Origin of the sequence: Curvivirga sp., from assembly GCF_965219885.1 — a bacterium.
Classification (GTDB): Bacteria; Pseudomonadota; Alphaproteobacteria; order UBA8366; family Aestuariispiraceae; genus Curvivirga.
Genome location: NZ_CBDCOT010000007.1, coordinates 2,501 through 25,160, shown reverse-complemented (window position 1 = coordinate 25,160; position 22,660 = coordinate 2,501). Strand labels below are relative to the sequence as shown.

General features: G+C 42.2%; 21 protein-coding genes, 1 tRNA gene and 2 rRNA genes (1 of these 24 only partly in view). 12 read left to right on the top strand and 12 right to left on the bottom strand.

Annotated elements, in window-relative coordinates; genetic code table 11:
• Positions 1 to 8 precede the first annotated feature (8 nt).
• Positions 9 to 1,085 (bottom strand): efflux RND transporter periplasmic adaptor subunit, encoded by a 1,077-nt coding sequence (locus ACOQOA_RS00240; RefSeq protein WP_420546690.1) that lies wholly within the window; start codon positions 1,083 to 1,085, stop codon positions 9 to 11.
• Positions 1,086 to 1,279: 194 nt separating this feature from the next.
• On the opposite strand from ACOQOA_RS00240, the gene ACOQOA_RS00235 reads away from it, so the two are divergent.
• Positions 1,280 to 1,912 carry a TetR family transcriptional regulator gene (locus tag ACOQOA_RS00235; protein WP_420546689.1) on the top strand — a complete coding sequence of 211 codons (633 nt, stop codon included), beginning with the start codon at positions 1,280 to 1,282 and terminating at the stop codon, positions 1,910 to 1,912.
• Here the strand turns inward: ACOQOA_RS00235 and ACOQOA_RS00230 are convergent.
• Both ACOQOA_RS00230 and ACOQOA_RS00225 read right to left on the bottom strand, forming a co-directional pair.
• Positions 1,901 to 3,211, bottom strand: coding sequence for an NAD(P)/FAD-dependent oxidoreductase (locus ACOQOA_RS00230; protein WP_420546688.1), 1,311 nt, complete (start codon positions 3,209 to 3,211; stop codon positions 1,901 to 1,903). The two genes, ACOQOA_RS00235 and ACOQOA_RS00230, sit on opposite strands and share 12 nt — an antisense overlap.
• The gene (locus ACOQOA_RS00225) at positions 3,211 to 4,560 is read right to left on the bottom strand and encodes a glutamine synthetase family protein (RefSeq protein WP_420546687.1); all 1,350 of its coding nucleotides are present in this window, start codon (positions 4,558 to 4,560) and stop codon (positions 3,211 to 3,213) included. Before ACOQOA_RS00225 ends, ACOQOA_RS00230 begins: the two co-directional genes overlap by 1 nt.
• 129 nt (positions 4,561 to 4,689) lie before the next feature.
• On the opposite strand from ACOQOA_RS00225, the gene ACOQOA_RS00220 reads away from it, so the two are divergent.
• Positions 4,690 to 5,508, top strand: a complete 819-nt coding sequence (locus ACOQOA_RS00220; protein ID WP_420546686.1) for a helix-turn-helix domain-containing protein — start codon at positions 4,690 to 4,692, stop codon at positions 5,506 to 5,508.
• Between the two features lie 29 nt (positions 5,509 to 5,537).
• On the opposite strand, the gene ACOQOA_RS00215 is transcribed toward ACOQOA_RS00220, so the two are convergent.
• Positions 5,538 to 6,551 carry a fumarylacetoacetate hydrolase family protein gene (locus ACOQOA_RS00215; protein WP_420546685.1) on the bottom strand — a complete coding sequence of 338 codons (1,014 nt, stop codon included), beginning with the start codon at positions 6,549 to 6,551 and terminating at the stop codon, positions 5,538 to 5,540.
• Positions 6,552 to 6,581: 30 nt separating this feature from the next.
• The gene (locus ACOQOA_RS00210; protein ID WP_420546684.1) at positions 6,582 to 7,115 is read right to left on the bottom strand and encodes a VOC family protein; all 534 of its coding nucleotides are present in this window, start codon (positions 7,113 to 7,115) and stop codon (positions 6,582 to 6,584) included.
• A gap of 204 nt (positions 7,116 to 7,319) precedes the next feature.
• Between ACOQOA_RS00210 and ACOQOA_RS00205 the strand changes: the two genes are divergently transcribed.
• The 3 genes from ACOQOA_RS00205 (at position 7,320) to ACOQOA_RS00195 (ending at position 9,080) form a co-directional block, all read left to right on the top strand.
• Positions 7,320 to 7,781 carry a MarR family winged helix-turn-helix transcriptional regulator gene (locus ACOQOA_RS00205; protein WP_420546683.1) on the top strand — a complete coding sequence of 154 codons (462 nt, stop codon included), beginning with the start codon at positions 7,320 to 7,322 and terminating at the stop codon, positions 7,779 to 7,781.
• A complete protein-coding gene (gene maiA / locus ACOQOA_RS00200) occupies positions 7,778 to 8,422 on the top strand; it encodes a maleylacetoacetate isomerase (protein ID WP_420546682.1) in 645 nt (214 codons plus the stop codon). Before ACOQOA_RS00205 ends, maiA begins: the two co-directional genes overlap by 4 nt.
• A gap of 133 nt (positions 8,423 to 8,555) precedes the next feature.
• The gene (locus ACOQOA_RS00195) at positions 8,556 to 9,080 is read left to right on the top strand and encodes a cytochrome b (protein WP_420546681.1); all 525 of its coding nucleotides are present in this window, start codon (positions 8,556 to 8,558) and stop codon (positions 9,078 to 9,080) included.
• A gap of 40 nt (positions 9,081 to 9,120) precedes the next feature.
• On the opposite strand, the gene ACOQOA_RS00190 is transcribed toward ACOQOA_RS00195, so the two are convergent.
• Both ACOQOA_RS00190 and ACOQOA_RS00185 read right to left on the bottom strand, forming a co-directional pair.
• Entirely contained in the window at positions 9,121 to 9,675 is a 555-nt protein-coding gene (locus ACOQOA_RS00190; protein WP_420546680.1) for a nuclear transport factor 2 family protein, read from the bottom strand.
• Positions 9,676 to 9,691: 16 nt separating this feature from the next.
• Complete coding sequence (locus tag ACOQOA_RS00185; protein WP_420546679.1) at positions 9,692 to 10,654, bottom strand: NAD(P)H-dependent oxidoreductase; 963 nt, start codon at positions 10,652 to 10,654, stop codon at positions 9,692 to 9,694.
• Positions 10,655 to 10,776: 122 nt separating this feature from the next.
• On the opposite strand from ACOQOA_RS00185, the gene ACOQOA_RS00180 reads away from it, so the two are divergent.
• The gene (locus ACOQOA_RS00180) at positions 10,777 to 11,679 is read left to right on the top strand and encodes a LysR family transcriptional regulator (RefSeq protein WP_420546678.1); all 903 of its coding nucleotides are present in this window, start codon (positions 10,777 to 10,779) and stop codon (positions 11,677 to 11,679) included.
• A gap of 69 nt (positions 11,680 to 11,748) precedes the next feature.
• Positions 11,749 to 13,359, top strand: coding sequence for a N,N-dimethylformamidase beta subunit family domain-containing protein (locus tag ACOQOA_RS00175; RefSeq protein WP_420546677.1), 1,611 nt, complete (start codon positions 11,749 to 11,751; stop codon positions 13,357 to 13,359).
• Position 13,360: 1 nt separating this feature from the next.
• Here the strand turns inward: ACOQOA_RS00175 and ACOQOA_RS00170 are convergent, their stop codons facing one another.
• Positions 13,361 to 13,831 carry an SRPBCC family protein gene (locus ACOQOA_RS00170; RefSeq protein WP_420546676.1) on the bottom strand — a complete coding sequence of 157 codons (471 nt, stop codon included), beginning with the start codon at positions 13,829 to 13,831 and terminating at the stop codon, positions 13,361 to 13,363.
• Between the two features lie 147 nt (positions 13,832 to 13,978).
• On the opposite strand from ACOQOA_RS00170, the gene ACOQOA_RS00165 reads away from it, so the two are divergent.
• Positions 13,979 to 14,878, top strand: coding sequence for a LysR family transcriptional regulator (locus ACOQOA_RS00165; protein ID WP_420546675.1), 900 nt, complete (start codon positions 13,979 to 13,981; stop codon positions 14,876 to 14,878).
• 5 nt (positions 14,879 to 14,883) lie between these two features.
• Here the strand turns inward: ACOQOA_RS00165 and ACOQOA_RS00160 are convergent, their stop codons facing one another.
• Entirely contained in the window at positions 14,884 to 15,642 is a 759-nt protein-coding gene (locus ACOQOA_RS00160) for an NAD(P)-binding domain-containing protein (protein WP_420546674.1), read from the bottom strand.
• 149 nt (positions 15,643 to 15,791) lie between these two features.
• On the opposite strand from ACOQOA_RS00160, the gene ACOQOA_RS00155 reads away from it, so the two are divergent.
• From ACOQOA_RS00155 to ACOQOA_RS00140, 4 genes are all read left to right on the top strand, one after another.
• A complete protein-coding gene (locus ACOQOA_RS00155; protein WP_420546673.1) occupies positions 15,792 to 16,286 on the top strand; it encodes a hypothetical protein in 495 nt (164 codons plus the stop codon).
• An 81-nt stretch (positions 16,287 to 16,367) separates the two neighbouring features.
• On the top strand, positions 16,368 to 16,817 hold the full coding sequence (locus ACOQOA_RS00150) for a DUF3429 domain-containing protein (RefSeq protein WP_420546672.1): 450 nt from the start codon (positions 16,368 to 16,370) through the stop codon (positions 16,815 to 16,817).
• A gap of 20 nt (positions 16,818 to 16,837) precedes the next feature.
• On the top strand, positions 16,838 to 18,253 hold the full coding sequence (locus ACOQOA_RS00145; RefSeq protein ID WP_420546671.1) for a cryptochrome/photolyase family protein: 1,416 nt from the start codon (positions 16,838 to 16,840) through the stop codon (positions 18,251 to 18,253).
• Positions 18,254 to 18,513: 260 nt separating this feature from the next.
• The gene (locus tag ACOQOA_RS00140; protein ID WP_420546670.1) at positions 18,514 to 19,395 is read left to right on the top strand and encodes a hypothetical protein; all 882 of its coding nucleotides are present in this window, start codon (positions 18,514 to 18,516) and stop codon (positions 19,393 to 19,395) included.
• A 245-nt stretch (positions 19,396 to 19,640) separates the two neighbouring features.
• On the opposite strand, the gene ACOQOA_RS00135 is transcribed toward ACOQOA_RS00140, so the two are convergent.
• From ACOQOA_RS00135 to ACOQOA_RS00125, 3 genes are all read right to left on the bottom strand, one after another.
• Positions 19,641 to 19,717: transfer RNA gene (locus tag ACOQOA_RS00135), tRNA-Met, on the bottom strand.
• A gap of 153 nt (positions 19,718 to 19,870) precedes the next feature.
• Positions 19,871 to 19,986 (bottom strand): 5S ribosomal RNA (gene rrf / locus ACOQOA_RS00130).
• A 161-nt stretch (positions 19,987 to 20,147) separates the two neighbouring features.
• Positions 20,148 to 22,660 (bottom strand): 23S ribosomal RNA (locus ACOQOA_RS00125) (it continues 230 nt past the right edge of the window).

The following is a 22,660-nucleotide window of genomic DNA, read 5'->3' as shown; positions in this document are numbered from 1 at the left end:
CCGCCTCGTTAAATGCCACGCTCTTTAGTCATAGGACGAATTTTTTGACCTTCCGCCACATGATCAACACCAACAGCAATCACCGGATCACCGTCTTGAAGGCCATCCACGATACGTACATATTCTCCTTCGATCTTTGAGGAAGAAACCATTCTACGTACTGCGCGACTTTCGCTATCCAATGTCCAAACCCAGGTTTGGCCTTCTTGTTCAAAAACCGCCTCCAGTGGCACAAGAACACCTTCCGCGTCATTTGCGATATATTTACTAAGATCCAAGCTAACAGAAACGGTCATCCCCGGTAAAATAGACACATCTTCAGGCAACGGCATTGAAACAGTTACTTCAAAAGCACGTGTTGCTGCATCAGGGGAAGTTTCATGTTCTTTGTAATAAGCATCAAAGACACGGTCTGGAATGGAATCAAATACCAAAGTTACATGACCATTTTCAGCATCTTCACTTGGCAATTTCACAAATAGACTTTCCGGGATATCAAAAACCACATCAATGGCCTTTGCCCCATGGAATTGAACGATCGCTTCTTTTGCCTGAACGTTATTGAAGTTATCCACTTCAACCACACTCACAATACCATCAAATGGTGCGACAAGACGTGTATAGCTTAAATCATCCTGTGCGGCTTTTAGTGACGCTTTACGTGCTTCATATGTTGAGCGGGCTTCATCTAATCTTGATTCAGCAATATGTTTTCGATCAAACAATGCTTGCTGGCGATCCAAATCCAAGCGCGCTAATTCATATGTTGCTTTGCGATCTGCAACCACATTTTGATAAGGCGCATCATCAAGACGTGCAATCAAGTCACCCTTATTAAAAAACTTACCCGCAATCGCCGGTAAATCTGTAATCTGTCCTTCCACACGAAAGGCAAGAGTTGAACTGCGTGCTGCAGCCGTCACCCCGGGAAACACCTGTATACTTGAATGCAAAGATTGTTGTGCCAATGCAATTTTTGCAGGACGCCCTAAATCTTCAACTTGTGTATCTTTAACTTCTTCTTCCTGACAAGCCGCAACCAATAATGCGACCATCCCCCACAAAACTAATTTCAGTTTGTGCATTTCATCCACCTATAAGTTAGCCCAACATCGAAAACCGACGTTAATCCAAAGGCAAAACAAGCGACATTCCCTTAAAATGCGACTTGTCTAATTTAAACTCGACATTTACATACATCCATGTATGTATGTTTGTCTAGTATTATTTCTCCGACTCATGTATTAATCGCAAAAATTAATTCAATTTGAGGTCACAAATGGCGCGTAAAACCAAAGAAGAAGCGGAAAAAACCTACCGGGATTTGCTGCATTCGGCCGCAACCCTTTTTGCATCCCAAGGTATTTATAGTACTTCTTTGAACGACATAGCCAAAGCCGCAGGTGTTACACGTGGGGCGCTTTATTGGCATTTCAAGGGGAAGGACGATGTTATTCGCGCCTTATGGGATACATATTTATATCCTGATATTGAATTGATGAGTGCCCGTTTAAGAGATACAAGTGATATTGGCACCCTTACAGGCATTCGAAAATTCTCTATCGATCTGGTTAATATTTGTTTGGAAAATGAAATGGGCGGGAAAACAACGCGTCTATTATTTCACAATCTGGAATCCACGGATACGGAATCTGAATTACAACATATCCTGAATGAAGAAAGATACAGTTTCCAACAGGATATGATCCAAGCATTTAAAGCTTTGGCAGATGCGAAACTTTTAAAAGACAATGATAAATATGAAGAAGCAGGCTTAGGCTACTACTGTATGTTTTTTGGCATGCTTCATCAATATCATGAACCACATAGACCAATAGATATAAAAGCTTACGGTATTTCCATGCTTAACAACTATCTGGACGGGGTACTGATTAATCAGTCAGACACCTAACCTGTCACGTAAACCATACCACCATGACCCTGCGATAGAATAAGGCACGCGGAAACGTTGTCCACCCGGGAAGGGCCTTTGAGGCGCTTTGGTGAACATGTTGTAACGATCAAATTTTTCGTCAATCGCCTCCGCCATTGTACGACCATAAATATGAGTCACGTTAACCCCATGCCCACAGAACCCGTGTAAGTAATATACATTATCTGCCAAAGTTCCCAAGTCAGGGTGGCGAGTATAGCAAAAGGCCATATTCCCGGTCCAAACATAATCCGCTTTAATGCCTTTTAATTGCGGATAAACTTTCTCAAGATTACCGCGTAATTTTTGTTCGGCCTGTGCTGGAGTTGATCCCCCATAAGTAGACCCGCCCCCAAAAATAAGACGCTTATCCGCAGAAAGTCGGAAATAATCCAAAATATAGCGGCAATCCGCGACTGCCAAATCATTCGGTAAAATTTCTTTTTGCTGTGTTTCAGATAAAGGTTCCGTGGCAATCACTTGTGTAGATACAGGCATCATACGTTTAGAGATACGTTTTTCTGTATCCCCCATATATGCTTCACCGCAAAGCACTAATTTCTTTGCCTTAACCTGTCCCTTAGCTGTTTTTACCAATACGCCATAAGACGCCGACGCATATCCAATCATTGGGGATTGTTCAAAGATTTGCCCCCCAAGCTTTTCAAAGGCAGCCGCTTCGCCCAATACCAAATTTAACGGATGTAGGTGACCGGAATATGGATCTTTATATCCACCCGCATAAACAGAAGATCCAGTTTCTTTTTGAGCAACTTCGCGATCCACCATATGCATGTCAGATAAGCCATATGCATGAAGTTGGTCGATCTCTTCTTCCAGCTCCTTAACCTGCTTATCCGTATAAGCTGTGATCATATGGCCAAATTTCAGATCGCATTGGATATCATACTTACCGACCCAATCCTTAATGATCTCTGCCCCTTCAAGATGATAGGCCTTGATAACATCGCGGTCTTTAACACCTAGATGTTTCTCCAGAAAACTAACACCCCCATTAAAACCATTGATGAGATGTCCACCATTACGACCTGCTGCGCCCCACCCCACATGACAAGCTTCAAGCAAAGCCACCTGATAGCCTTTTTCCGCAAGGAACAAGGCGGTGGACATACCGGAAAAGCCTGCTCCGACCACGCATACATCCACCTCGACCGTATCAGATAACACTGGACGATCAGGTGTTTCTACCCGGGATGCTGCATAATAACTTTCTGGATAGGGTTGAGGATGTTTAATGGTCAGGACATCAGATAGCATTAGACATTATCCAAATAGGTTTCATGTTCAAATTCGGTAATTTTGGAAGTGAAAACACCAAATTCATATTTCTTCACACCTAAATAGGTTTTATGCAGTGTTTCCGAAAAAATCTCCTTACAGAAATCACTGTTCGCATAAAGTTCAATCGCCTCATACCAACTTGCGGGCAAGGATTCATGGGTTCGCCCTTCATATGCCAATCCTTCAATTGGTGCGCCCGGATCAATTTTATTTTCAATCCCTTCCAGCGCAGCTGCCAACATCGCAGTTAATACGAGATAAGGATTAGCATCAGCCCCAGCGACGCGGTGCTCAATACGTCTTGCCTTTGCATCACTTGCCGGAATACGCACAGCACCCGAACGATTTTCATAGCCCCAATTCACATCGGTCGGCGCTAAGGAGTAAGGGCGTAAACGCTTGTATGAGTTATAATGTGGTGCAAACATCAACATGCTTTCACGCATATATTTCAATAAGCCGCCAGCTGCATGACGCAACATTTCGGTTCCTTCTTCACCACCATTATCGAACAGATTCACATCATTTTCGTCGATCAAGCTGAAATGTACATGCATACTATTTCCTGCCTGATCCCCATATGGTTTCGCCATAAAGGTCGCGCCCATCCCGTGTTTACGCGCAATACCTTTGATCAAACGTTTGAATAAAACTGTATCATCTGCCGCACGCACAGGGTCATCTACATGTAATAGATTAACTTCATACTGAGACGCGGCATTTTCAGATACCATCGTATCCGCATTAATGCCCTGTATCTCACATTCTTTATGAAGGTCACTTAGAAAATCATCCAGATGATCCAATTGCTCAATAGAAAGCAAATCGGCCTTACTATATTTTTTCCCCGTTACAGGTGAAGAAATTGAAGTTGGACGCCCATCTTCCAGATCGTATAGGAAAAATTCCAATTCTGTCGCAACAACAGGGCGCCAACCTTTCGCATGGAAACGTTCCATCAAACGGATCAATGCATAACGGGAACACCCTAAGAAAGGTTTGCCATCTTCACCCATCATTTGCACAGGTACAAAGGCGCCCGGGCTTGAATTCCAGTTTACAGGTAAAACACCACGGCCTGTATATTGGCAAATGCCATCTGCATCGCCATTTTCCATTGCCAATTCATTTTCATGAAGGTCTTCACCCCAAATATCGGTCGTACCACCGGATAGAGGAAGCTTTAATCCACCTGTCAGTACTTTCTTTGCCTGATCTTTTGGTAGGCGCTTTCCACGCAAAATACCTTGTAGATCAACCACACCAACAGTTACATGGGAAATATCATCACGGCCTTCCAGCCACTCAAAATCAGCTTCACTCATTTTCTTAACTCTTTAAGTTCATTTAATGTGATCAAAGGATACGAGGGAAGCCTTAAGGAGTAAATTATAAACAACATAAATATTTTATACCAGTTGCATATATATAGCATAAAATAGTATAAAATACGCATGACTGATACTGACTTCTGCCAAAATTTACGTTTACTCGCCAGTTACGGCCAATCCACATCTGAAATTTGTCGTCGTTTAAAAATGAACCGACAACAATTCAATAAATATGTGAATGGGCATGCGATGCCATCCCTTTCAACGTTGCGGAAATTATGTGATTTCTTCGGGGTAGATGAACACGAAATCTTGATGCCTGCAGAAGAATTCAAACAACTGCTTATCATTCGCCCACCGCAATTTGGCACAGAGGAAACACCCTACAGCAAAACGGTCAATAACCTGTTGAATTTGGAGAAATCTGATAAAGATATGCTCTCCCGGCATGAAGGGTTCTATTTTAGCTACACGGTTCTTGATCCAAAAGAACAACTTTATCTGCGTGCGCTATCTCGCATCTATCGTCAAGAAGATAAATGGATGGTGAAAACCATTGAACGGGGCATGGATGAAAAATTTATGCTGCCCGCAACTGTAAAATATTCCGGGGTGATCGTTGAAAGCAGCAAACGCATTGCAATCCATGAAAAACAAATCACTCATGGGCATAGTTTGCATACAAGTTTTCTATATTCATCTGAAGAAGGTCGCCCGAACTTCTTAACCGGATTACAGATGGGCATCCTGACTGTGGGCAGTCAGGAAATCCAATGTGTTCGAACCGTCTGGGATTTCTTGGGCTCAGATATTGATCTAAGGAAAGCCTTAAAAAATTGCGGTGTTATCGATGCAAATAAGGTAAAAGTTCCAGATTACGTGATAGATGGGACGGATAATCAGTTGGCACCTGGTGATATCTATCTAACGCCGAATTATTAAAAAAGCCGCCTTCAACAGGCGGCCTTTCTTCATTTATATTCAACGACTTTTTGGTCAATTGCACCGAAGATACTATGACCATCCCTGTCTTTCATCTCAATGCGAACCTGATCTCCAAATTTCATGAAAGATGTTGATGCCTCCCCCTCATAGATGGTTTCAATCATACGAATTTCTGCGATACAGGAATAACCTCTCCCGCCATCTGCAACCGGCTTACCCGGACCATCATTCAGCTTATTCGACACGGTACCTGACCCCACAATTGCACCAGCGCTAAGCGGGCGTGTTTTTGCCGCATGCGCCACAATCTGAGGGAAGTTGAACGTCATATCTTCACCTGCTTCAGCACAGCCAAATACCTCACCATTATAATCAACCAATAAAGGCAGATTTACCTTACCGTCTTTCCATGCATCTCCCAATTCATCAGGTGTCACACAGACAGGCGAAAATGCACTGGATGGTTTTGATTGAAAGAAACCAAAGCCTTTTGCTAATTCACCCGGAATTAAACCACGCAAGCTTACATCATTTACCAACATAATCAGTTTAATGGCATCAGCGGCTTGTTTTTCAGTTGCTCCCATGACTAAATCATCGGTAATCACAGCAACTTCCCCTTCAAAATCTATTCCCCAACTTTCAGAACCAAGGGGAATATCATCACGTGGGCCAATAAAAGAATCTGAACCACCTTGATACATTAACGGATCCGTCCAGAAACTTTCAGGAAGTTCAGCATTACGGGCTTTACGCACCAATTCCACATGGTTTACATATGCGGAACCATCTGCCCATTGATAGGCACGCGGCAAAGGGGATTCACACGCCGTTTGATCAAATTCTTTCGCTGCATCCAATTGCCCTTCATTTAAAGCATCAGATACATTTTGTAATTTAGGTGCAAGATCATCCCAGTCATCCAGCGCCGCTTGTAATGTCGCTGCAACGGCACCTACGGATACATATTTGGATAGATCTTTTGACACGACAACTAATTCGCCATCTCTTGTGTCGTTTTTTAAAGTCGCTAACTTCATGAATTTATGCCTTCGTGACTTGCGTTTTATTTAGGAAAGTTCTTGTTCATGCATCCATTTGGCATGATCTGGTGCGCGTTTGGTCTCAGCCCATTCATTCAGCATATCCCATTTAACATCGTCTAGCTTGCGATCCATTTCTGGCGTGTTGGTATTCACCGCCAGTTCTAAACGATGCCCATTAGGATCAAAGAAATAGATTGATTGAAAGATCGTATGATTTGTCGGCCCAACAACATGAATATCATCTGCTTCTAGCTTAGACTTAATGCTGAGTAATTCATCCATCGTCTCTATCTGGAAAGCAATATGTTGAACCCAGCTTGGCGTATTCTCATCCCGTCCCATCTCTGGGGAATTGGGTAATTCAAAAAAAGCCAGAATATTCCCGGCACCTGCATCTAGAAACACATGCATATAAGGATCAGGTGCTTTCGTAGACGGCACTTCATTTTCTGCGATCGCCAATACAAAATCCATATCCAAATATTTCCCATACCATTCAACAGTTTCTTTCGCATCCATACAACGATACGCCACATGGTGGATTTTCTGGATAGCCATCTTGCATTCCTTCATGTTCAAATCTGAATATTCCATACTTAGTTTCATTTGAAACAAATTTCAAGAAAAAGTTTCATTTGAAACTAATTCTTGAAAAATATATTTATTTATTGATATGTTCTTAAGTTAAAGAATCTGGTTTTGTAATCTAGAGAACAAAGTTAGATTTAATAGGTTACTGATGTAACCATTTAAGAGGCGAAAATGACAGATACACCAAGCTTTGATTTACAATCTTTTTTTCCTTACCGTGCGCGCATGTTTTATTGGGCAGCGAGCCAAGCGATAAAAGATGTTTACGCCAAGGAGTTTGGGTTAAGCATGAATGAATGGCGTACCATGGCAAACCTTCATGATTTCCGCCCACTTTCCGCCAAAGAAATTGTTGAACGATCAAGCATCGGTAAAGTTGATGTATCCCGTGCGATTACTTCCTTACAGGAAAAGGATTTACTAGAACGGCATATTGATCCAACGGATCGACGTCGTGTGCTCCTATGCCTGACTAATAAAGGTAAAAAGATGATGAATGAACTTTTGCCGCTCTTACGCAAGAGAGAAAAGGAAATCCTATCAGGTTTAAGCGATACAGAATACGAAACACTTCTCCAACTTATGAGTAAAGTTGAAGCTTCTTCCAAAGAGGTTATGGGAAAAGGTTTATGAAGCTTTATACTTATTGGCGATCCTCTGCCGCTTATCGCGTACGTATTGCTCTAAATCTTAAAAACATCACCTGTGAGTATAAATATGTTAATCTCGTTAAAGATGGCGGAGAACATAAAAAATCTTCCTATACATCAAAAAACCCACAAGGTTTAGTTCCAGCTCTTGAGTTGGATGATGGTCAAATACTTAATCAATCCTTAGCAATTATTGATTACATCGATCACAATTTTGGCTCCAGTCAGTTTTTATCAGATGATTTAATGATACGTGCGAATATTCAGGCGGTCGCACAAATTGTTGCCTGTGATATTCACCCTGTAAATAATATACGTATCCTACAGTATCTCTCTCATGAATTTGACGTTGAGGAAGACGAGAAAATCCAATGGTACAAACACTGGGTACATAAAGGTTTTGAAACTATTGAAGCCATGCTCACACAAAATTCTAACGGTAAATTTTGCTTTGGAAATCAAGCAAGCTTGGCAGATATTTGCCTAATCCCCCAAGTATACAACGCCAAACGCTTTCATGTGGATATGAACAACTATCCCATCATCAATAGTATAAATGAAAACTGTCTGACTTTAGACGCTTTTTACGAAGCATCACCAGAAGCGCAAAAAGACGCGGCCTAAACCACCTGTTACATCTTGATACACTTTTATACACTTAATGTTTTGAAACAATAAGTTAGATCACGTACCCCTTATATCAGATTGGGATATGCTCTTTACAAGGTTTTAGGAGCAATTAAAGAGGTATGTAGACATGTCTGATAGATTATCAAGACCAACAATATTATTTCATTGGGCCACAGGCTTACTTTTCCTATCCATTATGGGGATCGGCCTCTATATGGATGAAATGGCTGGTGGAGCAGATAAATTCGAATTAATCAAACTTCATAAATCACTAGGCGTCATCATTATAATCATCGCCCTAACGCGTATTTTCTGGCGCATGCATGAAGGTCAAATTAAGGCAACAGCTCCCATGCCGCATTGGCAGGAAAAGATTGCAAAACTCGTACATTGGACTTTGCTGGGTGCCACTATCGCCATGCCGGTTTCCGGTATCATCATGAGTATCGGTGGCGGTCATGATGTCGCTGTCTTTGGTAAAGTTATCATTTCTGCTGGTGAGAAAATTGGATGGTTAAATGAAATTGGCGAAAGCATCCACGAAGGTGCCGTACCGATCCTATTTGCCAGTTTAGGCTTACATATTCTAGCTGCGTTAAAGCATCAATTTATCAATAAAGATCGCACGATCAGCCGTATGCTTGGATCATAAATTATCATGCGCCGAGTATATCAACCCGGCGCATTCTTTTTTATTTTGTAAGCAATGCCTCAAAAAAAGCGTCTGACGCGTATAAATCACCGGAGAAATTCTGGACGCGCTTAATCTTTCCGCCCTCAATTTGATACAATAATATCCAATTCAAATCGATATTCTCACCATCTACATTACTCCATCCCCTATGGGCATCAATAACATAAGTATCATTTGCGGCAAGAATCATCACTTCTGCTTTAAACCCAGCTTTTCCAAGGGAAGCAAAAAAAGAAGTAAACTCTTCAACTCCGCGCTTAGTGCCTGCACCGGGGTGCCGGCCGGGGATATACCACTCAATATCTTCCGCTACATATTGCCGTAAAGCGTCCAAATCACCTTCCCCATATGCTGCGAAAAAATTTTGCACAACCTTCAGGGCTGAACTAGTTTCGGATCCGGTCGCAATAGGATTTGCGGGTTTTGGCCAAAGGGCTGGATCATTAATTCCAACAGCATCTTGTTTCGCCTGCATATTACCTGCAAACGCCATAGGCGCTGAGGAAAACAAGAGAAAACCAAACAAAGTAATATACATTAATCTATTAAACATCTGCTTACTCCTATACTTATGCTGTAACTGGTGTTACTTGGTAATTGTCGATCAGAATATGACCTTTTTCATCGGATTTAAGAGACCAATTTTCATTTACTAAGATATTCACTGCCTCACCTTTAAATGGGGAATCTTCATAGGTATCTGCTTTTAATCTCACGCGGATCAAAGCCTTATAACCGTCGCCATTTTCTTGCACTTCGACTTGTTCAACATCATGTAGGCAATCCGGCTTGAAGGTTTTCTTCGCCCCTTCATACCAATCACGAAAACCTTGATGGCCTTTAAACTGCCCTTCCGGCATTTCCCAATTCACATCATTAGAAAGATGCGAGATAAATTTATGGTCTTCTGTTGGTAGTTGATCAAACATCTCAAACCAATCAGCAACGAACTGTTTGATCGTAATTTCCATAGAATTGTTTAACTCGTGAACTCTTGAAATTAGTTGCTCTGCATGTTTTTTTGCACGGAACTGAACATCTTCAAGCTTATTGTAAACACCAGGTATATAAACCATACGATGCGTAAAAATCGGCTTATTATATTGCATCCCAGCTAGATAAGCGGTTTGTTGCAATGGATACATAAATTGTTCAATTGAGAAATGATTATATCCTAGTGGATCATAAGACTCTTCTGGCCCACCCACAGTAAATGACAAAATAAACTGTTTGCCTTTTAATTTATCACCCTGAGCTCCATAAGCAAAATTATAAGAGAAAACATCATCAATCCATTTCTTTAACAATGCCGGTATGGAATACCAATAGAATGGAAACTGAAGTATAATGATATCAGCCTCCAAAAGGGCTTTTTGCTCTGCCTCCACATCAATTTTATAATCCGGATATAAAATATCTAATCGACGAATGACTAAATCGTCTAATTCCTTGCGCAATTCGTCTAAAATCACCTTGTTAGTATTGGATTGTTCTAAATCAGGATGCCCTGAAATGACGACCGTCTTTGCCATGACTTCACCTATCAATCTTGTTATCTCATTAAATCTGATAACAAAATATCAATTGAATTTACCTAACAATAGTCTATGTTTATCTAAATAATTATTAGGCAATAACTAACAATATTTTTGTAATGCACGGTTCAACTTTCAATCGCTTATCTATTTTTAAGCATATTGTTCAAGAAGGCAGTATACGTGGAGCTGCCCGAAAGTTAGAAATTGCCCCGCCCTCTGTGAGTGAAGCGTTAAAAAAATTAGAATCCGAAATGGGGCTACCATTATTTAATCGCAGTACAAGGCGTATCGAGCTTACCGAAGCCGGAAAACTATTATATGAAGGCACATCTGAAGCCATAGATACGTTAGATGATGCGTTTGGGAATGTGAAAGAACTAACAAATCACCCAAAAGGACCTGTTAAACTTACCCTCCCTCGCTTCGTTTTCGATTTTTTTGTAAAACCAATTTATGCGGAATTCTGTAAAGCCTATCCAGATATCCAGTTGGAAATTTCCGTTTCCGATGAGAGCATCAATATCTTAAAGGAAAACTTTGATCTGGGTATTCGTTTCGGCGACCGTATTGAAGACGGTATGATCGCAAGAAAATTAACATCCACCATGAAGGAAGCTATCTTTGCGTCCCCAGAATATATAAAGCGATATGGAAAACCTCAAAGTCTTGATGACCTGAAAGAACATAAACTGATTCAATATCGGTTTATTGCATCTAATCAAGTTGCACCGCTGATTATGGAAGACAATGGACAACAGAAAACTTTTTCAATGCCGACCGCTTTGATCGTCAATGACACAGATGCAATGACGGATGCCTCTTTGAAGGGATTAGGCTTAGGACGTATCGTTGAACCTATGGTACGACGGCATATAAATGATGGGCGTCTTATTCCTATCCTTGAAAATAACTGGTGTCCTTACCCTGCATTATATGTTTACTTCCCACAAAACAGCCAAAAAGCGAAACGAGTTAGAGTTTTGATTGATTTTCTTGTTGATAAAGGAAAGGCATTTTGAATTTCCCTTTAAATAGAAAATCATCCATAGTCTCGTTAAATATAAAAAAGCTTCACGAGGTATACAGGATTGGCTTCATCAACAACACCGGAAACCACACCACGTACACGACGTCGCGCACGTCATATTTATGACAACTATTATATTGGCCCAGCCCGCGATCAAAACATATTAGAAATATGGGCTTATACCGATAAAATAAGCTACTTCCCTGGTGAAACTATTAAGCTACATAGCAATACAACAGCTGAATTTTGGGATATAGAAATTGCCCGAGATGGCGCAACTTATGAGATCGTTTATACGGCTGAAGGCTTAACAGGAAAACACTATAAGACACCACAAGACTGTTCCGTAAATGGATGTGATTGGCCTGTCAGTTTGGAAATAAAAATCGAGGAAAACTGGAAAAGTGGTGGCTATCTTTTTACATTAAAAGGCCACCGTGATGGTGAAACGGTTGAAGAGCATCATTTAGTCATCATCAAAGCATCAAAAAACTCACCAAAATCAAAACTTTTATTACTCTGTGCGACAGGCACCTGGATATCCTATAATTGTTGGGGCGGCTCCAACGCTTATGAAGGCATTACTGGTCCGGAGAAAAATCAATTTTCACCATGTCTGTCAACTCAACGTCCATGGACCAGAGGTTTTTGTAAACTCCCCAAAGGCGCGCCTCGTCCCCTTTTGGAAGTCCCTTCAGTCCCTGATGCAATGGTACGATACCCATATATGGAATGGGCATATGCCTATGGTTATTCAAAGAAATATGCCTCAGCCGGATGGGCAAGTTATGAACGGCATTTTGCCATCTGGGCAGAAGAACAAGGATATGAGTTAGATATAGCAACATTACATGATCTGGATTTGTCTTCTGAAATTTTGACAAATTACAAATGCGTGGCTTTTGTCGGTCATGACGAATATTGGAGTAACCGTATGCGAGATCACCTTGATCAGTGGGTAGACCAGGGTGGTAAAGTTGCGCGTTTCGCAGGAAACTTTCTGTGGCAAATCCGTCTTGAGGACGAAGGGAAAAAGCAGATTTGTTATAAGCATCGAGCTCAAAAAGAAGATCCAATTATGTCAACAGACCAGCCTCATTTAATGACAGGCCTTTGGGACTTATCACCAGTTAACCGCCCAAGTCCCGAAACCTTTGGCGCCAATGCCCTAAAGGGAGTATATACAGGCTTAGGGAATTGCATTGGTCGCGGATCAGGCGGTTATACAATCTATCGACCAGAGCATTGGGCCTTTGAGAATTGCAACATCGGCTTTGGCGATATTTTAGGTGGGAAATCCCGGATTTTTGGGTATGAAGTTGATGGATTGGAATATGAAATTCGCGATGACCTCCCTTATCCAACAGGTGAAGACGGTGCTCATCAGGATATAGAAATACTCGGAATGGGTTTCGCAACTATGACAGAAGCCGATCACAAAATTTGGGGTGAAGAATATTATATTTCAAATCATGATCTTGCGATCATACCTGAAGAATTACGGAAGAAAGCGATCCGAGGGAATGGCGTAATGATCCATTGGAAAAAAGGGGCGGGTGAAATTTTCAACGCCGCCACCTGTGAATGGATTATGGGACTCACCCGTAAAGATCAGCAAATCGAACAAGTTACCAGAAACGTATTGAACCGCTTTTTATCGTCAACAACGTAAGTTATGCAGCATGTTTCTTAAGTAATTTTGTTTCAACATAAGAAGCATTGCCATCAAGTAACCCTTGTAAACCTTTAGTAAACTGCATCTTCATAATCGGTGTTAAAAGTTTACCGATTATACCTAACTTCGGTGTGAACTGCATTGTCATCACAACGCGGGTTTTAAAACTATCAAGCTCTTGGAATTCAAAATCCGCTTGAGGGTTTTTGATTGGGGCGTTGGTATCATAAATCTCAACCGTGATTCTTCTTTGATCTTCATAATGAATAATGCGCTCTTTAAGGAAAGTTTTACCATCAGTAAAATCACATTGGCGTAATGCCCCTTTACCTGTTTTCTGCTTCTCACCTAGTAAATACGAAGATCTTACACCTGGATGAAACAGGTGAATATTGGCATAATCATCCCAACTTGCCCAAACTTCTGCGATCGGTGCACGAATAATTCGCTGTACTACAATTTCAACCATCTCGAAAATCCTTATTTCAATTCATTATCTTGGTAAAAGCACTAAAGACTTTCACCTTGACCATGATATAAGATGGAATATTTTAGACCGTAAGATGGTATTTTTGAAACATTTCGGTTCATTTTTGAAACATATATGAGATATATAATGGATAAGTATTTGTTTGATTGGGATGATTTAAAATATTTCCTTGCTCTCACCCGTAGCAAATCTTTGCGCGGAGGTGCCAACAGCATTAATGCAAATCACACAACAATCTCTAGGCGCTTGTCCATTCTTGAAGAAAAATTGGATGCGCGTCTATTTGATCGTACACAAAACGGCCTCCTTCTGACACAGATGGGAGAAGAATTGCTCCCCTATGCAGAGAAAGTTGAGGAAGAAATATTTGCAGCTTCCAGACGTATCTTAGGGCAAGATTCTCTTCCTTCAGGTACAGTACGTTTAAGCATGCCCCATGCGCTTTCCCTAACATCAATCATGGAAGATATTGTGAGTTTTTCACACAAATTCCCCAAAATAGATCTGGATATAAAATTCACAAATGACATCTCTGATCTTAATAAACGTGAAGCTGATGTTAGCTTGCGTGTCTCGCAAGAAGTGCATGATGACGTTGCAGGACGCAAGTTAACCGACTTAAATGCGGCCGTATATTGTAGTTCCGATTATGCAGAACAAATAAATGATAATGGTGGAGAAGGTCTGCATTTTATTGGTTGGAAAGAACCTGAAGGTGATTTAGTAGCAGATTGGATTTCCCAATCTTATTACCCGAAAGCAACTCTACGACATCGAGTTTCAGAGTTAGTGCCTCAAATAAACCTGGCTGCTGCAGGTCTTGGCCTCACCAAAATTGCCTGTTGTCTGGGGGATCGCCATCCTCAATTAGTCCGTGCGCCTTACCAAAAGGTAACTCCGCATAACAGATCCCTTTGGTTACTTCTACATAAAGACATGCGAAAAACAGCGCGTATTCGTTTATTTGTAGATTATCTGGCGGAGAGAATCTCTACCAGACGTCATGAATTTGCACCGCTACATTAAACTCTTTAAGATTTTAATTTTTTCGATAAAGCGTCGCTGCTTTCAATTAATGCTGCCATGCCACCTTTATCTTCGAATGCATCTTGGAAGAATTTTGTATAGGTACCCTCTGTTGCAATGAGCTTAGCCTGTTCCAAAAGATCCATCTCCGGTTGGTCTTTCGCAAGGCTCGTGGCTCCATGAAAAGTTTCAATCGCAAGTGCACGCGCTTGCTCATTTGGCATACCTTGTTTTTCTAACCAATTTTGTAACTGTCCAAATAAAGTATAAACCCAGCCACCAATACAACCGAATACGCTGCCTAGCTCAAATTGCTCTTCATCTGCAACAGGAATTACAGTCACAACAGGGTCCAATAATTCTTGCACAGCCTCATTATCAGGAAATATTGGGGTAGCACCTGCACATACCTCTGCCGGCGCCAAAGGTAAACAACGGACAACTTCCGCTGGTTCAGCATATAGTTTCAATTCGTTCACACTAACACCAGCAACTGCAGATAACATGATTTGACCGTCTCTAAAGGAAACATCTTGTAGTGCTAGAAGGGACTGTGCAGGGCGTGTCGCCAATAATACAATATCGGCCTGATCCACAACCGATTGATTATCGGTCATAATTTCGCAGTTAAATTCTGCAGCTAATTTTGCTGCGACATCTTTGTTGCGCGGTGATAAAACGATACGTCGCTGGTCCCCTGATTTCCGAATTCCAGCAATTAAATAACTTGCTAAATGTCCAACACCAATAATACCTAGTGTCATCCTGCCCCCCTTACTTCATTCAAATAATTACAAAACCTATTTTATCCCATAAAAATCGACAAGTTATTAATTACGGGAATTTTTTGAACCTATATTTGACGCATCTTATTCTGCTTATATAATATCCTCATAATTTATAGGGGAAGGATATGATTCAATTTAGATTTGCTTCAATTTGTTTTGCTATTGGTTTCGGCATTTTATCCTACAACGGGGCGTCACACGCTGCTTCTCTTGAAGATATCAAAAAACAATTTTTTGATTACGATGCCGCAGTTGAGTTCTGGCAGAAAAATAAATCCCGGACCGAGATGGCGAAAGAATGGTCCAGAGTCAGCAGCACCTATCGCATCTGGCGTAACTACTATGATGTGAATAGAGAAAGAGCGATTGAGTTAATCGCATTTGACCCAAGTGCATCCATTATACGACGTGGCCATGACATCTATTTGTTAAATGTGTATTGGCGCAAGGGATACAGATTCTTTGATCCATCTACGTCTTGGAATCAAGTGAATAACGAGAATATTTGCACTAAGATGAAACGCCAAAATGTCTTTACCCATAGCTGCATAGATTATCCTGACTGGCGCTCCCCTATTGAACTTGAAAAGGATAATGCAAAACTGCTTGTCCAGAATTAGGTTCCCCAAAGATATAACTGATCTGATCGTTAACTATAAAACGTATAAAAATAAAGACATACGATCGGATCAGTTAACCTTATGAGAAATGTTCAAACATCTAGCTACATATTAATGTATGCAGGTATAATTCCATTTATTTTATGTACTTACAGTATTGTATTAGAGAGCAGTTTCTCTTGGAATCCTCTTTCGACCGAGCAAATTTTAACCACATATACTTTACTCATCGGATCATTTATGGCTGGTGTCCATTGGGGACAACATTTATCAGATGATGCCTATCGCCCCATAACATTAGCGATCGTGAGTAACTTAGTCACATTAACCTTCTGGTTTGCCCTTCTAACAAGCACGCTCAAGATATTTTTAATCATCTCTGCATTCTTATTTATGCTTTTATTAGTTATAGATTTCTTCTTAATACTCAATAACATAATTACACGACGCTATTACCTGCATCGCACAATTGTCACCTTAGCTGTTGTCACGAATTTGCTCACCTCTTCTTTATTCATCACATCGGTTTAAATAATTAGAAAGATCGACCTATGAAGAAAAAAATTGCAATTCATTGGTTCAGGCAAGATTTACGTCTTCAGGATAATCCAGCCCTTTATCATGCAAGCCAACATCAAAATGTTTTACCCGTTTATATCTTGGACGATCTCAATGCCGGTGAAAACCAAATGGGTGCAGCAAGTAAGCTATGGCTTTTTCATTCCCTATCTTCTCTTTCTAATTCCTTAAACGGAAAATTATTTATTGCGAACGGTAACCCCATTGAGGTTTTCCAAAACCTTACACAGGAATATGAGATAGAAGCCATCTATTGGAACCGATGTTATGAGCCTTGGCGGATTAAACGCGATATCCAAATCAAAGAACAATTATTCTCAATCGGGATTGAAGTTAAAAGTTTTAATGGATCCCTATTATGGGAACCATGGCAAGTTCAGAAAAAAGATGGAACGCCATATACAGTTTTCACACCTTTTTATCGAAAAGGGTGCCTCAATGCGCCAGCTCCCAGATTACCATACAATCTCCCAGAGAAGTTAAATCTCTGTGATATCTCAAATCTGGATGCGAATATCAAAAAATTAGATCTGTTACCTCAAATCCCATGGGACGCTGAGGTCATCAAGAGTTGGGAAATTGGCGAGGCTGGCGCCCAAAAATGCCTGACGACTTTCCTGGAGCATGGCATAGAAAATTATAAAGAAGGTCGGAACTTCCCAGCACAACAATCTGTGTCTCGCCTTTCGCCTTACTTACATTTTGGAGAAATCTCCCCCAATCAAATTTGGTCCGCTTGTATGGGCCGTGAAATGACGGATCATATGGACCATTTCTGTAGCGAGTTAGGATGGCGGGAATTTTCTCATAGCCTGTTATATTTCAATCCGGATATCACATATCAGAACCTGCAAAGCAAATTCGATACTTTCCCATGGAATAGTGATTTAACATTGCTTACAGCTTGGCAAAAAGGTCAAACTGGCATTCCCATGGTCGATGCAGGCATGCGAGAGCTCTGGCAGACGGGATATATGCATAATCGTGTTCGCATGATTGTAGGCTCTTTCCTTGTTAAGAATTTGCGCCTCCATTGGAAACATGGCGAAAGATGGTTTTGGGATACCTTATTTGATGCAGATATGGCGAATAATGCAGCAAGTTGGCAATGGATTGCCGGATGTGGTGCTGATGCCGCCCCCTACTTCCGGATCTTTAATCCTGTAACGCAAGGTCAGAAATTTGACCCCAAGGGGCACTATATTCGCCGCTTTATACCTGAAATTTCAGCATTGCCTGATAAATACCTCTTCGCGCCTTGGGAAGCCCCAGAACATATCTTGCAAGAAGCCCACATCAATCTGGGAAAAACATATCCCTTACCGATCGTCGATCTAAAACAATCTCGCATAAATGCTTTAGAAGCTTTTAAATTGTTATCTTTATAGCTGGTTTCTTTTCGCCTGACAGCTTGCTTACGCATTTCTGCTAAAGCGGTATTTGGTGAGCGGTATATTGAAGGACGCTCTGCGCGCAGGGCATTTAAAAAACCGCGGAGTGCTGCGAGGTTTCATATTGGTTGCGGGGGCCTGCATCCGTCGTTAACAATAAATTCAAAGAAATTAATTCTTAATTTTTAAGCAAATATATTACTAAGAGACGGAATCAATATAATGTTCGCCCATACAAATAAAGGGGGGGGAAATTAATGTTTATCTTCAGTGTATTAAGAAAATATCTAGAGGAGAAATCTTTTCTCTTGAGCTTAAAAAAAATTGCACCTGTTTCAATACCTTTATCTGGTCCATCAGTCCAAGACAGAAATTACAATGAGATAATCATTAAACAAGATGAACATAACAATTTTATTGTTAGTCATTTTCAGGAAGATGTTCTTGGCGGCACTATACTAAATCTAAACTCATATGAAAGAACTGAGAACCAAACACTCAACTTTGAAGAAGCATTAGAACACAAAATAACTATTGTACGTTACTATAAGAGTTGGCGTTTTAGATATGATACTCCTATTGCATTTTTACGCGCGACTATTTTATTCCTTCCAAGATTAACTCATTTTTTAAGAGAGCTTCATATTTCATTACACGGCCGCCGAAAATTAATAGAGAATGATTACTACAAGGTGCTCGGCCAGTTAATTGAAGCAGATAAATATGAAGCAGATAAATTATTTACTAAACACGATGTATGCTCACTTTTTTACAAAAGTAGCATTTTAAAAATGTTCAGCCATAAAGATGACTGGTTTTATCATCCAGAGCGGCCTGAAGCAGCGATATATTTTCAAAAACTTTTAAATTCATATGTGTCTGAAAAACTAGTTCAAAAGATGGATAATGGTGTACAATATGAAATACTACCTGCTGCTTATACCATTTACGCAAAACATCTTAATAATGAGAATTTACACGCAAAACAAACCAAGCTTGCTGAGCACGCTAGGACAATCTCTATTTTAATTATGCTAGCAACATTTCTTAATATCTTCAGTGACAACTTCGCCGCTGCAGTTAACTTTATCAATAATAGCATGTCTATCGCTAGGCTACTGATTTCATCAATAATATAGAAGAATTAAGATAAAAAAGCCTCCACATTCCTGCTGAGGCTTATTTCGTTGGTTGCGGGGGCCAGATTTTAGTGCGCTTGACTTCGTCAATGCTCCTTGTACTTGGTCTATTCGCTATCGCGAAGCGGCGTTCTACCGCCCTCCTTATCCCTGCGTTTGCCCTGACTTTATTCGTCAATTCAAATCCTAATCTCAGTAATCTAAAATGTAAAAAGGCCGCCCTATAGGACGACCTTCTTACATATTGGTTGCGGGGGCCAGATTTGAACTGACGACCTTCAGGTTATGAGCCTGACGAGCTACCGGGCTGCTCCACCCCGCGATAATATATTTATTATCGCGGGGAGGGTATTGATTTCCCACGCAGCTCACGCTGCTTCGGGAAGGGCCCGCGATAATCTTTAAAGATTAAACCCATTCAGCGTTAACTGAATGGGTTTATGTAATTTGATCATTGTGATCTTGTCTATGGAAGGCTTGGCAGCGACCTACTCTCCCGCGTCTTAAGACGAAGTACCATTGGCGCTGGGGGCTTTCACTGCCGAGTTCGGGATGGGATCGGGTGGATCTTCCCCCGCCATAACCACCAAGCCATCGATAGACAAGGTAAGTTAATGAAGGACACTAAGTGCCACTTAATAAGATTATAAGTTGTATTTGCTTGATACGAGTTTCTGATTTTCATCAGATATCTATATTTCGTTCAGCGAATGTATACTTCAAAGATCAATGTCACTGTAAGCGACGATTAAGGATTGAAGCCTATCGAACAATTAGTACTGGTAAGCTACACGTATTACTACGCTTCCACACCCAGCCTATCAACGTGGTAGTCTTCCACGGTTCTCAGCGAGACCTAGTTTTGAGGGGGGCTTCCCGCTTAGATGCCTTCAGCGGTTATCCCGTCCATACATAGCTACCCTGCTGTGCTACTGGCGTAACAACAGGTCCACCAGAGGTATGTCCATCCCGGTCCTCTCGTACTAGGGACAGCTCCTCTCAAGTCTCGTACACCCACGGCAGATAGGGACCGAACTGTCTCACGACGTTCTAAACCCAGCTCACGTACCACTTTAAATGGCGAACAGCCATACCCTTGGGACCTGCTCCAGCCCCAGGATGTGATGAGCCGACATCGAGGTGCCAAACACCCCCGTCGATGTGGACTCTTGGGGGGTATCAGCCTGTTATCCCCGGCGTACCTTTTATCCGTTGAGCGATGGCCCTTCCATGCGGGACCACCGGATCACTATGACCGACTTTCGTCTCTGTTCCACCTGTCGGTGTCACAGTCAGGCGAGCTTTTGCCATTGCACTCATCAGACGATTTCCGACCGTCTTGAGCTCACCATCGCGCGCCTCCGTTACTCTTTGGGAGGCGACCGCCCCAGTCAAACTACCCACCACGCAGGGTCCCGGATCCGGATAACGGACCGCGGTTAGACATCAAAATATACAAGGGCGGTATTTCAAGGTTGGCTCCACGAATACTGGCGTACCCGCTTCAAAGCCTCCCGCCTATCCTACACATATAGATCCTGATGCCACTGCGAAGCTGTAGTAAAGGTGCACGGGGTCTTTCCGTCTAACCGCGGGAACCCCGCATCTTCACGGGGAATTCAATTTCGCTGAGTCTGCGTTGGAGACAGTGGGGCAGTCGTTACGCCATTCGTGCAGGTCGGAACTTACCCGACAAGGAATTTCGCTACCTTAGGACCGTTATAGTTACGGCCGCCGTTTACCGGGGCTTCAATTCGCAGCTCTCACTACTCCTTTTAACCTTCCGGCACCGGGCAGGCGTCAGACCCTATACGTCGTCTTTCGACTTCGCAGAGCCCTATGTTTTTAGTAAACAGTCGCCACCCCCATTTCTGTGCCACCCATACCTGGTTGCCCAAGTACAGGTCTCCCTTCTCGCGAACTTACGGGAGTATTTTGCCGAGTTCCTTCAACGCAGTTCTCTCAAGCGCCTTGGTATGCTCTACCATCCCACCTGTGTCGGTTTAGGGTACGGTCTACATGTGGAGGCTATTTCCTGGAACAGCTTCGCTGCATTCACAATCCGATAAGCAAATACAACTTACGCCATCCGTCACTCATCCACAGGCCCAGGAATATTAACCTGGTTCCCATCGCCTACAGCTCTCGCTCTCGGCTTAGGGGCCGGCTCACCCTGCGCGGATTAGCCTTGCGCAGGAACCCTTGGGATTTCGGCGAGAGTGTTTCTCACACTCTTTATCGCTACTCATGTCAACATTCGCACTTCCGATACCTCCACGGACCCTCACGGTGCCCGCTTCAGCGGCTTACGGAACGCTCCGCTACCACTTACATAAATGTAAGTCCACAGCTTCGGTACGTGGCTTTAGCCCCGGTACATCTTCGGCGCAAGACGGCTTAACTAGACCAGTGAGCTATTACGCTTTCTTTAAACGATGGCTGCTTCTAAGCCAACGTCCTGGTTGTCTTGGCCTTCTCACATCCTTTCCCACTTAGCCACGATTTAGGGACCTTAGCTGGTGGTCAGGGCTGTTTCCCTCTCGACTATGGACCTTAGCACCCATAGTCTGTCTGCCGAGTAGTACTTCACGGTATTCGGAGTTTGGTTAGGTTTGGTAAGGCTCGCGCCCCCCTAGCCCATCCAGTGCTCTACCCCCGTGGGTATTCACTCGACGCTCTACCTAAATAGATTTCGCGGAGAACCAGCTATTTCCGAGTTTGATTGGCCTTTCACCCCTAGCCACAGGTCATCCAGTAATTTTTCAACATTATCTGGTTCGGTCCTCCAATGCATGTTACTGCATCTTCAACCTGCCCATGGCTAGATCACTCGGTTTCGGGTCTAATCCAACGAACTATACGCGCTATTAACACTCGCTTTCGCTGCGCCTACACCTATCGGCTTAAGCTCGCTCGCTAGATTAAGTCGTTGACCCATTATACAAAAGGTACGCCGTCAGGACTCATGTCCCTCCGACTGTTTGTAGGCATCCGGTTTCAGGGTCTCTTTCACTCCCCTTATAGGGGTACTTTTCACCTTTCCCTCACGGTACTTGTGCACTATCGGTCGCATGGTAATACTTAGGCTTGGAGAATGGTCTCCCCATATTCAGGCAAAATTTCACGTGTTCCGCCCTACTCAAGGACCTGTCATCAACTGTACCTGTACGGGGCTATCACCCACTATGGCCACACTTTCCAGAGTGTTCCAGTTGTTAATGACAGGCCACTGGCCTGGTCCCCTTTCGCTCGCCACTACTCAGGG